This window comes from Escherichia sp. Lx600-2 (assembly GCF_036662595.1).
GTDB classification, from domain to species: domain Bacteria; phylum Pseudomonadota; class Gammaproteobacteria; order Enterobacterales; family Enterobacteriaceae; genus Escherichia; species Escherichia coli.
Genome location: NZ_JAYQWM010000030.1, coordinates 21590 through 34414 on the forward strand (window position 1 = coordinate 21590; position 12825 = coordinate 34414).

A 12825-nucleotide genomic window follows, 5' to 3' on the forward strand; every position below is an offset into this window, starting at 1 on the left:
TATCCAGTAGCTGAAAAATGGCGGCTATTTTAGCCACAAGCGCGACGTTGCGAAATAGTTTTCCCGCTTAACTGCGCGGGTAATGGATGAGGGAATGAAAATGTACGGTTTGCTCCCCACCATTACGATAGATATGCGTGACGTCTGCAGCAAATCGAACGCCTTCCCCACAATTAAGGGTCTGCCATTCACCATCAACGCACAGATCAAGTTGTCCATCAATGACGACGACATGTTCGATTACCCCCTTCTCATGGGGCGTCGATTCGCTTATTGCACCGGGTGCCATCTGAATCGAGAAGTGTTCAAAGCAGAGTTGTGGATCATAAGGAAACAGCGAAGTGATCACCATCGCCTGCTGTTGTGGATCATAAACTGAAGGCGTAGCGGACTGTGGCGGAGAAATAAATGTCGAAAAGGGCACGTTCAACCCAGTGGCAATTTTCCATAATGTCGCGACCGTCGGGCTGGACTCATTACGCTCAATCTGTCCTAACATTGCTTTAGAAACGCCCGTCGCTTCTGCCAGTCGCGAAAGACTCCAGCCGCGCTGCTGACGTAGTTGTTTAAGTGTGGTGGATAAAAAGCGAGCGAGATTTTCCATGCGACTCCTCCGGCAAAACGGAAGTTTATCACTTGTGCGTTATAACGGACAAATGCTACGGTGCCTGTACGCTATAACGCACGAGGTGACTATGCGTCTGTTTTCTGTTCCTCCACCCACGCTACTGGCGGGGTTTCTGGCGGTATTAATTGGCTACGCCAGTTCAGCGGCAATAATCTGGCAAGCAGCGATTGTCGCCGGAGCCACCACTGCACAAATCTCTGGCTGGATGACGGCGCTGGGGCTGGCAATGGGCGTCAGTACGCTGACTCTGACATTATGGTATCGCGTACCTGTTCTCACCGCATGGTCAACGCCTGGCGCGGCTTTGTTGGTCACCGGATTGCAGGGACTAACACTTAACGAAGCCATCGGCGTTTTTATTGTCACCAACGCGTTAATAGTCCTCTGCGGCATAACGGGACTCTTTGCTCGTCTGATGCGCATTATTCCGCACTCGCTTGCGGCGGCAATGCTTGCCGGGATTTTATTACGCTTTGGTTTACAGGCGTTTGCCAGTCTGGACGGTCAATTTACGTTGTGTGGAAGTATGTTGCTGGTATGGCTGGCAACCAAGGCCGTTGCGCCGCGCTATGCGGTAATTGCCGCGATGATTATTGGGATCGTGATCGTTATCGCGCAAGGTGACGTTGTCACAACTGATGTTGTCTTTAAACCCGTTCTCCCCACTTATATTACCCCTGATTTTTCGTTTGCTCACAGCCTGAGCGTTGCACTCCCCCTTTTTCTGGTGACGATGGCATCGCAAAACGCACCGGGTATCGCAGCAATGAAAGCAGCCGGATATTCGGCTCCTGTTTCGCCATTAATTGTATTTACTGGATTGCTGGCACTGGTTTTTTCCCCTTTCGGCGTTTATTCCGTCGGTATTGCGGCAATCACCGCGGCTATTTGCCAAAGCCCGGAAGCGCATCCGGATAAAGACCAACGTTGGCTGGCAGCTGCCGTTGCAGGCATTTTCTATTTGCTCGCAGGTCTGTTTGGTAGTGCCATTACCGGGATGATGGCTGCCCTGCCCGTAAGTTGGATCCAGATGCTGGCAGGTCTGGCGCTGTTGAGTACCATTGGCGGCAGTTTGTATCAGGCGCTGCATAATGAGCGTGAGCGTGAGCGCGACGCGGCGGTGGTGGCATTTCTGGTAACGGCAAGTGGATTGACGCTGGTCGGGATTGGTTCTGCGTTTTGGGGATTAATTGCCGGAGGCGTTTGTTACGTGGTGTTGAATTTAATCGCTGACAGAAACCGATAATAAAAAGCGCCATCTAACGATGGCGCGTCTGGAACTACTTTTTGTTAACGTCAAACATGGTGGCATCGGTCGCCATGTCATCAATAACTTGTTTAATATTTTCGAAAGCCATTGGCGTACTTTCGTTATTCAGGTCTTTACCTTCGCCCTGACGAACGACTTTGATAACCGGTTTATTAGTCGCTGCATCAATCAGCTCACCTTCAAAATACAAGCGTGTATCCATGGTACGGTGGCCTGTAGCCATTTGCGTCCCCGCAACCACTAATGCAACAGGAACCACTTCATAGAATTGCAGCCCTTCTTTACTGGTATCTACACCGGTAATGGCCCCACGGAAAATCAGACTACGCGGCCCCGCGGTGGTAACCAGTGGTTTACGCTGCGCTATCGCTTCTTTCATTTCGGTGTTGGTATAGTTCAAAATTCTACCCAGAACTTTCTGCCCTACCTGGGTCGAAGGTTTCGGTACCGGATAATAAGTGATTGGGTTCCAGACGATGCTGTCATATTTGCTTTGATCAAAACTCGGGTCTACCCAACGTAAAACCGGTTTACCTGTAGCCGAGGTTGTTTCTTTTAAATCAGAGTAATTGTTTAAAAAACCAGAATATTTATCTGGCTGGGTGATTTTAGAGGCACAACCAGACAGAGCCAACAAGCCGCATAAAGCTGCAACTTTCGCAAATGATGTGGTACGCATGAATAGTTTCCTGAGATGATTATATTACTTTTTAAGTTATAGCAAAAAGCGCCGCTTCGTGTTGTGGCAAAAAAAGTGTTGGTGAAAATAAATTTTTTTAGCCCCTTTTCAGACGACATAGTCAATGCCGCAAAAGGGGCTAAGTCAATCATCAGTAGTTAAATTTCAGTAAGTTAAGCTGCTAAAAAACTTCGACTACTGTGATTAATTTCACATCCCTTCGATAAAAAATATGCTTACCGAAAAGAAGGACAGTAAACCATCTCAGCGTGGGGAATTTTCACGCGCTTTGTTCTTACCGGGTCATTTTTTACGTGCCAGCATCGTGGCGAAACGCAGTTTAATACGATTACCGTTGGCGTCGGTGCGGTGCAGCTCGCCGACGTCTTCATTGTATTTCACCCTCTCCCAGCCTTCGTAATATCGACGTAATTCTCCCTCTTTGAAGGCAAACGGGAAGCCGACGGTACATGGATAATCAGCGGTATCCATCGCCGCCACAATCAGGTTGTAACCGCCAGGTTTAGTGCAACGTTGCATATTAGCAATCAGCCCTGGGATGGTTTTAGCCTCAAGGAACATCAGCACCACAGTCGAAAGAATAAAATCGTACTGTCCAGCAAATGTGAGGTTATTCAGATCAACGACCCGAGTGTGTAAATTATCCAGATTTTCAATAGATTTAATGCGCTCGACGTTGGCGATACTCATGGCATTTTTATCCCATGCGTCAACATCATAACCATTGGCTGCCAGGTAAAGACTGTTACGACCATTGCCACAGCCCAGATCCAGCGTTTTACCCGGTTTAACCACTTTCACCGCTTCCAGTACTTCAGAGTGTGTGCGGGTTAATTCATATTTATCAGTAAAATAGTTTTCGTCACGAATAATCATTCTTTGTCCTCTGCTTTCATTAAAACGGCGCGCTCGGTTCTGACTAACAATTTTCCCTGCATCAGAAGCGCAAAAGTACGGATGAGCAGTATTGCAATAATAAAATTGGTAAAGATAAACAGCGGCACCGCCAGCGTATGGAAAAATCCATTATCGCTGCCACTCCCCAGATGCAAACCGGTGGTTGCCAGTGCAGATACGCCGAACGAGAAACTCCAGAATGAAGCATTAAATGGCTGGGAGAGATACCATGGCATCAGACGTAGCATAAACAGCAGTTGCAGCAGTCCATAACCGAAAAGCATTTTCGCCAGCGTGTCACCCTCGCCGCCGTTGACGCTCAGCCAGGCACTACAGGCCACCAGCGCAGGAGCGAGTTGAATGCCGAGAGATGTCCGCAGTGCCGTGGGTAATTCTCCCGAACTGCGCAGACGCTGCAAGATCACCGGTTCAAGGCTTAGCCATGAGAAAACGCCTGCGCCTAAAAACACCAGACCGGCGTCGGTGTAGCCCAACGCACCACAGGCCATTGCGCTGATAAAGTTGTTGGCAACTGTCGGCAGATACAGTCCAGGCGTGGTAGCTTCTTCAGGGTGAGATCCGCGCCATAATCCCGCAGTTTGCCAGGCGGCATAAGCCAACTGAACCACGACACCAAAACTGAACAGGCACACCGCCAGTGGGCGAAACCACGGAACAAAACCAATCGCCACCAGCATCGTCGTTGCCGGAAACAAACTCACAAAACTGCTCAGCACTGGATGGCGAACTTCCGCCAGCACGCTATGCGGAAAGCGTATGAGTCGGGTAATAAATGCGCTAGTCAATAATCCCCAGATGATCATCGCCAGAATCACCAGCCCATCCCCTAACCAGTGGCTGACCTGCCAAACCTGACTGGCATAGCGCCAGGCAAATCCCATTCCTATCGTCCCCAACACAATACCAAAGTAGCCTGCCGGCAAATTGAGCACTTTATCGCTCTGCATCTTCTTACTCATTTTGTTTAATTTATAAAGTATATTTGAAATGCATTTTATGGAATTTTCTCGAGCATAGCCAGAGCCGCAGAATTTGCTACGGTTATAGTAAGTCACCTGTGGGAAAACGCTATGCGCAAATATCGTCTAAGTGAAGACCAGCGAGCCTTTAGTTATCAGGATGATGGCACTAAAAAAAGTGTGTTATTACGGCAGATTATCGCCATGAGCGATTTTAACGATGTGATAGCAGGAACCGCTGGCGGCTGGATCGATCGCGAAACGGTGTTAGCACAGGAAGGAAATTGCTGGATTTACGACCAGAATGCTATTGCGTTCGGCGGAGCGGTGATTTCCGGTAATACGCGCATCACCGGCACCAGCGTGCTGTGGGGAGAGGTTTACGCAACGGATAATGTCTGGATCGATAATAGTGAAATCAGCCAGGGTGCATATATAAGTGACAGTGTCACCATTCATGACTCACTGGTTTGCGGGCAATGTAGAATATTTGGTCACGCCTTAATTAATCAACATTCTATGATCGTCGCAGCACAAGGCTTAACGCCCGACCATCAACTCCTGCTCCAAATTTATGATCGCGCAAGGATTAGCGCCTCGCGTATTGTCCACCAGGCACAAATTTATGGCGATGCCGTCGTCCGGTATGCTTTTATTGAACATCGCGCCGAAGTTTTTGATTTTGCCAGTATTGAAGGTAATAAAGAGAACAACGTCTGGCTATGCGATTGCGCTAAAGTCTACGGTCACGCGCAGGTGAAAGCTGGCATAGAAGAAGATGCCATTCCAACGATTCATTACAGTTCGCAGGTGGCGGAATATGCCATTGTGGAAGGTAATTGTGTGTTAAAACATCATGTCTTGATTGGCGGAAATGCCGTGGTACGTGGTGGACCGATTCTGCTCGACGAGCAGGTTGTAATACAAGGTGAGAGCCGTATTACAGGTGCGGTGATAATTGAAAACCATGTGGAGTTAACCGACCACGCCGTCGTTGAAGCCTTTGATGGCGACACGGTTCATGTCCGTGGTCCAAAAGTCATTAACGGCGAGGAGCGCATTACGCGAACGCCGCTGGCAGGGTTATTATGAATCGATAATACGCGCGTATAAGTTCACATCATCATAGGCATCATTCAGAAACTCAGCCTGTTTCAGGCAACCTTCAAGGATAAAACCATTGCGCAAAGCGACCTGGTTGCTTTGCGGATTGTCCACCCGACATTTGATCACGAAGCGTCTAAGTTCACCAGACTGGGCGTAATGATGAATCAGTGCCTGCAGCGCCTGAGAAATGATCCCCTGCCCCTGATGAGATTCGTCCAGCCAGTAGCCTATTTCAGCGGTTTTATTCAGTGGTTCAATACGATTAAACGAGATAACGCCGATAAGTTCATCTTCTTTGAAAATCATGAACATTTTGGCATAGCCGCGTTGATGCAACATCACATTACCCTGCACCGTTTTTCGCGTGTCCTCTTCACTCTGAACGAACTGCGGCCAGTTTAGCGACTGCTGTAACCAGGTTTTATTTTTACAGATTAACTGATAAAGAGGAGTGACGTGATTTTCTGCAACAGCATGTAATTCAAGTGATTCGCTTACTTTTATCGTTTCAGTCATCTTATCTCCAGTCAATCCATGCAGTTGTTAAAAAAGCCGCCTGGCTGGCGGCTTAGGAAAGTTTACACCTCTTTGACGCTCTCCTGCTGCAGGATTTTGAGCATCTCATCTTTTAACTGTAGCTTTTGTTTTTTCATGCGGACCACTTCCGCATTGTACCCTCGACCGTCGGAACCTTCCTTTCTGGCAATTTCATGATCAAGTTTATTGTGTTTATCGAACAAGGACATAAAGCGAGGATTTTCGTTTTTCAGACGGGATATTAAATCTCGATATTCTGGAAACATACGCACTCCCTGTTAGTGGCTGACAAGGTGTATCTGAAATACACACCATCAGATTACTCATTTAACTTAGGGAAAAATGCGAGCGGGATCGTGTTTAACCAGACGGCACCTCCCGAAGAAGGTGCCGAAGAAAAAACGATTAACTCATCACGCGGTCGTCAACATACTGACGTTTATCCGGCGCTGGCGGGAAATACTGATACAGCCATGTTTCACTGATAGCGTCGCCCTGACAACGCAGATACATCCGCATATCGACCGGATCAGTGGAGTCCGACGTCGGATACCAGTCAAACTGAATACGATAACCATCAATGGGTTCAATATAAAGAATTTCGATTTGCTTCGCTTCCCCACTGGAAAGCGTAATCACCGGCTCAATGCCTTTTGGTGCGGCAGCTTTCAGATCACCACCAACGAAATCGACGGCAAAACGACGCGCCCATTTTTCGGGATAGTGTTCACCTGGCGCCCAACCTTCCGGGAAACCGCCCATGCCGGTACGCGTCGCCATAACGCGCGCTAATGGGCAATGAACAGGCGGTTGCGCACTCCAGTACAGACGATACTGGAATGCAAACTCATCACCCGCCTTTACAGCTTTTTCTGGCTGCCAGAAGCAGACAATGTTATCCAGCGTTTCGCCCGTTGTTGGGATTTCCATCAGGCCGATGGTGCCCTTACCCCACTTGTTACGCGGTTCCACCCACAGACTTGGGCGTTTGTTATACCAGCCCATAATGTCCTGATAATGGGAGAAGTCACGATCCAGTTGCAATAAACCAAACCCTTTCGGGTTGTTGTCGGTGTAAGCATTGAACTGCAATTTTTGCGGATTATTCAGCGGACGGCAAATCCACTCGCCGTTGCCCCGCCACATGGACAGACGATCAGAGTCATGAATTTGCGGATGAATGGTGTCGCACATCCGACGTTCATTAGTACCGCAGCTGAACATACTGGTCATCGGCGCAATGCCCAGCTGTTTAATGTCTTTGCGCGCATACAGGTGATTTTCCACATCCATAATCACCTGACTTTTCTCACAATGGATAGTGAACTTATAGGCACCAGTAATGCTGGCACTATCGAGCAACGCATAAACGGTAAAGGTAGTTGCCCCCGGTTTTACCGTATCAAACCAGAAGGCGGTAAAGTCGGGGAACTCTTCTTTACTGTCGGTGTAAGTGTCGATCGCCAGGCCGCGGGCCGACAAACCGTATTGATATGTATCATCAACGGCGCGGAAATAACTCGCGCCGAGGAATGATACTACATCACGGCGCGCCAGTTCGGGGGCTTTAAACACGCGAAAACCGGCAAAGCCGAGATCGCTTTGCCCTTCTAATTGTTTGGTATCAACACCTGCATCGTTGTATTTGAACAACTCCGGGCGAAAGTGAATTTCACGCGCCAGATGTGTTGCTGGATCTACAGAAAACATACGAACGCGGCGACGGAATCCCATTCCCATATGGAAGAACTGAGCGTCCAGTTGACGGTTCTCAACGTTATGCCAGAGCGATTTCTCGGCGTCGTATTGAATACTGTTATAAGCCTGCGGCGTCATTGTCGCCAGAGTGTCAGGTAACGGACGAGGCGCACCACGCCACGCTGTTTGCGCTAAGTCATGCGCCATTGACTGAAGAATGGAGAAGTCAAAACGCTGGGTTTGCCCGTCGGCAATATCAGAATCTGCCGCGAATGCCGCCTGAGAAAAAAGAGAAGCAATGCCGCTGGTACCGCACACGGCGGCCATAGCCATTGAACCTTTAATAAATCGTCTACGATCCATACCTGAAAGTGAGTCCTTCTGGTGTTGTGAATGGTCCCGCGCTGGTCGTTTTCAGCGGCAAGAAAGTGCTTATTTATGACCGCTCACTCTAGACAATATTTATTAATAATCCAATTGTTGAACTGAGAGAATATGCATAAATCGGGAATTTTTTTATGTCGATGGGATGAGCCTGATTCGTTTGTAAAATCAGGCAAATTTTTGCAAAGGCGGATGGTCAGAATTTAAAGCAAACCACAGCGACGTTTACTGCGTTCTTCCGCTTCCTGATAAAGCTGGAACTCATCCAAAACCGGACAACCCAACGCCTGCTCAAATGCTTCGCGACTGGCATTACCGTGGCTGCGCGCCTGCGTTTCATTACCCAGATTTGACTGGAAGATCCCCGCCGCGCTAACGGGCAAGAAATCTTCATAGGTAATGGGTTGCGCCGCGACCCAACCACGTTCAATTAAGGGCTGTGGATCGTCTCCGGGATGAATCGCCTGACGATGCGCCTCACCTGAAGGCGTCAGACGGTACCGGAACCATGCCAGCCCTTGCTGACGCATTAAAAACTCACTGTCAGGAAAAGTGCGGAAGGTTTCCTGTAAATGCATTTGGTGAGTGAGATTATCCTGCCCGGTTCCAGCGTTACGCAGAAGATCATCATACAGTTGTCGCCCTTTCGGCGTTAATGCCACGCCACGCTGCTCAATTTCACCAAAGCGCGCAGTATGCGTGCCCTGTTTCTGCCCCGCAAACAACACCGTCTCTTCCAGTGCTTTAAAGCTGGTCTGGCGTAGTAAAATCGGTACCTCGCGGCGCGGCGGCCCTTCGATCAGAATTTTTGGTTCAATTCCGCATTCAGGCATCATCGACTGCACCCGGTCAATATCCAGCGTACGTGGCGTCAGATGGTTGATATGGCATCCAGGAAAACAGACCACATCAGCAATCAACCGATGTTCGTTGTGCAAGGCGCGATAGGTTTCTTCATCTACCGTTGCTGACTGGTGCCAGCGAAACGTTTCCAGGGCTTCCTGCACAAACTCCTGTGCCTGTGTTTCGTTAAAACCGCCCCGCTGGTCATACTCCTCTAACAGTTGTCGACAACGTGGGGTGAAGATATCGCGCTGACGCAGAATCTCCGCCGCTTTCTGGCGCAAAATTTCGTCCTCGATAAGCTCAAGGCGGAGTAAGGAGGTAAAAACGCGGAAGGGATTACGCGCCAGAGAAGAATCATCAATGGGCCGAAATGCTGTCGAATGTACCGGCACCCCTGCCTGCGAGAGATCGTAATAGCTCACCGGGTACATCCCCATAATGGCAAACATCCGCCGAAGAGTAGCAAGCTCTTGTGCAGTCCCAACGCGAATCGCCCCATGACGTTCAACATTCAGTCGCGCCAGCTCGTCTGCATTTACCATTTTTTCGTGCAGTTGAGGATTGTTTTCCAGCACAGCCAGATTCACATCAGCTACCAGTTCCAGCAGCGTGCCATATTGCGGAACTTCTTGCTGGTACATGGCTGACATTGCCTGCGAAAACTGTTCCCGAATCTCATCCGCCGTGATGCTGTTCGCCATAGTGTCTGCCTCCAGTGGTCAGTAATCTGGAGTGTAGGTAACCGCATTCACTCTGGCGGGAAGAATTTACAAACTGTGATCTCGCCGCGAAAACATCAATATTATCCATTTTGCTGTAACATAATTGCTTTAATTGTTAATAATATTTTGCAATCAAGTTATCATAAGCAAACAACTTCACTTGTCAGCGACACCGCTTCGTTTTTAACATCGCTTATGGAAAAAAATAGTCTGTTTAGTCAGCGCATCCGTTTGCGCCACCTTCATACATTCGTAGCTGTCGCACAACAAGGAACTTTGGGGCGCGCGGCTGAAACCCTTAATTTGAGTCAACCTGCGCTCTCTAAGACATTAAATGAACTGGAGCAGCTGACGGGCGCTCGCTTGTTTGAGCGTGGTCGTCAGGGGGCGCAACTTACCTTACCCGGCGAACAATTTTTAACGCATGCAGTCAGAGTACTTGACGCCATCAACACTGCCGGACAGTCGCTTCATCGTAAAGAAGGTCCTAATAATGATGTCGTCAGGGTTGGTGCACTACCTACTGCGGCACTGGGGATATTACCTTCGGTTATAGGTCAGTTTCATCAGCAACAAAAAGAGACGACCTTGCAAGTTGCGACAATGAGTAACCCTATGATTCTGGCGGGTTTGAAAACCGGGGAAATCGATATCGGCATTGGTCGGATGTCAGATCCTGAACTGATGACCGGGCTTAATTACGAACTGCTGTTTCTTGAATCGCTGAAGCTGGTTGTCCGCCCTAATCATCCGCTACTTCAGGAGAACGTAACGCTAAGCCGGGTGCTGGAATGGCCGGTCGTTGTATCACCAGAAGGCACTGCGCCACGCCAGCATTCAGATGCATTAGTGCAGAGCCAGGGATGTAAAATTCCTTCGGGTTGTATCGAAACGCTGTCTGCTTCGCTATCCCGTCAACTTACGGTTGAATACGATTACGTGTGGTTTGTCCCTTCTGGCGCTGTAAAAGACGACCTGCGTCATGCCACGCTGGTGGCCCTGCCTGTTCCGGGACATGGTGCAGGCGAACCGATTGGAATACTGACCCGCGTAGATGCGACGTTCTCTTCTGGTTGCCAGTTGATGATTAACGCTATTCGAAAATCAATGCCGTTCTGAAAGGTGAAGGGATCTGTCGATCCCTCCTTGAACATTTTCACACCGTAGCGAAACTAACTTGTTCACCCGCTCCGCGAGGTTCTGCCGACACAGAATGTTTGTTCAGACGGAATACGTCCACCGCCTCAGTTAATCGTGCCGCCTGTTCTTCAAGGGACACCGCCGCTGCTGAGGCCTCTTCTACCAGAGAAGCATTCTGTTGCGTCACCTTATCCATTTCAGAAATCGCCTGGCTAACCTGAGTTATGCCTCTACTTTGTTCATCCGAGGCAGCGGCGATTTCCTGCATGATATGTGTGACACTCGCGACGGCATCAACAATAGTGCTCATGGTTTTCCCTGCCGTTGCCACCTCATCCGACCCCAGGTCAATTAACCTGACTGATTCACTGATCAAGCCTTCAATCTCTTTCGCCGCCTGAGCGCTGCGGCTTGCGAGTGTCCGTACTTCGCTGGCGACAACGGCAAATCCACGCCCTTGCTCACCCGCTCGCGCAGCTTCAACGGCAGCATTCAGTGCCAGAATATTCGTCTGGAAAGCAATACTGTTGATGACGGCGGTGATCTCAGAAATTTTCTTCGAACTCGTGGAGATAGCGCCCATCGTTTTTACTACACCGGAAACCGTCTGCCCACCATCGCTGGCTTTAATAGAAGCCTCTTGCGCCAGTTTACTGGCATAATGCGCGTCATCCGCATTCTGTTTCACCGTCGCAGTGAGTTGCTCCATGCTGGCGGCAGTTTGTTCAATTGCCGCCGCTTGTTCTTCGGTGCGAGATGAAAGGTCCGCATTGCCAGCGGAAATTTCGCTGGTGCCACGATAAATCTCTTCCGCGCCCTGTCGAACAGTCCCTACTGTCATCCCCAGTGAATGCTGCATTTGCTGTAAATGACGACTTAAGCGACCGATTTCATTACGACCCGCCGGTTCATCATTCATCGTCAGATCGCCACTGGCGATTTTTTCAATCCGTTGTGCGGCATGTTGCAGTGGACGAATGACGATCTGTCGTAGCACCATAAATGTTATCAGCGTCATGACCAGGGCAAGCACAAACGCGCCAATCATGAACATCCCACCCACGCGGGTGCGCTGATGGGCCAGTTCCGCCAGTTGGTTGGCTCTGATGCTACGTATCTTAACGGCTTTGTTCAAAATATCGGTATAAGCATTATCCAGCGTTCGGATCTGCTCACTTTCATGATTGATAATTGCTTCAAACATACCATTTTTGGCATATTTCAACATAGGTTGCATACCCGTGATATAAGCCTGAAAGCGTTGATTTAATTCAGTGTCGAGGGCTTCATCAGCAGGTGTTTTCACCGGCCGATTCTGATAAGCACGATAACCTTGCTGCGACTGTTTAATCTCCGATTCGGCTTGCGCAATATTTCGCTTCATTGCTTCCATTTCCGCAATACGACTCGCAGCCCCGGCCTGAATCATATTGATCCGGGCTGAACGCAAAAAATCTGAACTGTTCGCTAACCCGGTCCGAATCTCAATCTCCGCAGTAACATCACGCTGATCGCGATCGGCCTGCCAGAGGAAATAGCCAGCCAGGGCTGAACTTAATGCGAATAGAACTAAGATACCGCCTAGAATGCAGGCAAATAACGGAACCAACCTGATGTGATGCAAAAAACCTAATCGCTGTGAGGGAGTTGTATTCATTACCGTTGTCTCTCGTCCAGGTTTACTCCTGATAGAAAGTCATCGGCATTTGACGGTAATTACTTACGACTAAAAGCCTCTTTGCGTCACATTTTTACAACAATTATTGCAGAGAAGATTAATGCCATTGGAATGAAGAGAGTAACGAATGGTTAAACTGGCTAACCCGAATGACGAAAAATTCTGGAAAACAGCACGCAATTTCGTCAGGTGATTATTTTCGTCCCTAAGGAAACCACATAGGATGCTCACGGGTGCC

Annotated in this window: 12 protein-coding genes; 3 read left to right on the plus strand and 9 right to left on the minus strand. The window is 49.0% G+C overall.

Annotated elements, in window-relative coordinates; all coding sequences use genetic code 11:
* Window positions 1-67: 67 nt before the first annotated feature.
* Entirely contained in the window at window positions 68-604 is a 537-nt protein-coding gene (gene sutR, locus OQV04_RS12905) for a DNA-binding transcriptional regulator SutR (protein ID WP_000429152.1), read from the minus strand.
* 52 nt (window positions 605-656) lie between these two features.
* On the opposite strand from sutR, the gene ydcO reads away from it, so the two are divergent.
* On the plus strand, window positions 657-1874 hold the full coding sequence (ydcO, locus tag OQV04_RS12910) for a BenE family transporter YdcO (protein ID WP_099145411.1): 1218 nt from the start codon (window positions 657-659) through the stop codon (window positions 1872-1874).
* Window positions 1875-1908: 34 nt separating this feature from the next.
* Here the strand turns inward: ydcO and OQV04_RS12915 are convergent, their stop codons facing one another.
* From OQV04_RS12915 to tehA, 3 genes are all read right to left on the minus strand, one after another.
* Entirely contained in the window at window positions 1909-2577 is a 669-nt protein-coding gene (locus OQV04_RS12915) for a DUF3313 domain-containing protein (protein ID WP_274446652.1), read from the minus strand.
* A gap of 303 nt (window positions 2578-2880) precedes the next feature.
* Complete coding sequence (tehB, locus tag OQV04_RS12920; RefSeq protein ID WP_001723473.1) at window positions 2881-3474, minus strand: tellurite resistance methyltransferase TehB; 594 nt, start codon at window positions 3472-3474, stop codon at window positions 2881-2883.
* A complete protein-coding gene (gene tehA, locus OQV04_RS12925; protein WP_001296725.1) occupies window positions 3471-4463 on the minus strand; it encodes a dicarboxylate transporter/tellurite-resistance protein TehA in 993 nt (330 codons plus the stop codon). The genes tehB and tehA overlap by 4 nt, the downstream gene beginning before the upstream one ends.
* Before the next feature lie 123 nt (window positions 4464-4586).
* Between tehA and ydcK the strand changes: the two genes are divergently transcribed.
* Entirely contained in the window at window positions 4587-5567 is a 981-nt protein-coding gene (gene ydcK / locus OQV04_RS12930) for a YdcK family protein (RefSeq protein ID WP_045177941.1), read from the plus strand.
* Here the strand turns inward: ydcK and rimL are convergent.
* The 4 genes from rimL to hglS form a co-directional block, all read right to left on the minus strand.
* Window positions 5562-6098 carry a 50S ribosomal protein L7/L12-serine acetyltransferase gene (gene rimL, locus OQV04_RS12935; protein ID WP_000140877.1) on the minus strand — a complete coding sequence of 179 codons (537 nt, stop codon included), beginning with the start codon at window positions 6096-6098 and terminating at the stop codon, window positions 5562-5564. The genes ydcK and rimL overlap by 6 nt on opposite strands.
* A gap of 62 nt (window positions 6099-6160) precedes the next feature.
* Window positions 6161-6385 (minus strand): YdcH family protein, encoded by a 225-nt coding sequence (locus OQV04_RS12940; RefSeq protein ID WP_001296778.1) that lies wholly within the window; start codon window positions 6383-6385, stop codon window positions 6161-6163.
* 139 nt (window positions 6386-6524) lie between these two features.
* Window positions 6525-8180 carry a glucan biosynthesis protein OpgD gene (opgD, locus tag OQV04_RS12945; RefSeq protein WP_000375956.1) on the minus strand — a complete coding sequence of 552 codons (1656 nt, stop codon included), beginning with the start codon at window positions 8178-8180 and terminating at the stop codon, window positions 6525-6527.
* Window positions 8181-8404: 224 nt separating this feature from the next.
* Window positions 8405-9748 carry a 2-oxoadipate dioxygenase/decarboxylase HglS gene (hglS, locus tag OQV04_RS12950; protein ID WP_032280830.1) on the minus strand — a complete coding sequence of 448 codons (1344 nt, stop codon included), beginning with the start codon at window positions 9746-9748 and terminating at the stop codon, window positions 8405-8407.
* Window positions 9749-9964: 216 nt separating this feature from the next.
* Here hglS and OQV04_RS12955 point away from each other — a divergent pair, with 216 nt between their 5' ends.
* Entirely contained in the window at window positions 9965-10888 is a 924-nt protein-coding gene (locus tag OQV04_RS12955; RefSeq protein WP_000414566.1) for a LysR substrate-binding domain-containing protein, read from the plus strand.
* A 37-nt stretch (window positions 10889-10925) separates the two neighbouring features.
* Here OQV04_RS12955 and trg read toward each other — a convergent pair whose 3' ends face one another.
* Complete coding sequence (gene trg / locus OQV04_RS12960; RefSeq protein WP_274446651.1) at window positions 10926-12566, minus strand: methyl-accepting chemotaxis protein Trg; 1641 nt, start codon at window positions 12564-12566, stop codon at window positions 10926-10928.
* Between the last annotated feature and the right edge of the window lie 259 nt (window positions 12567-12825).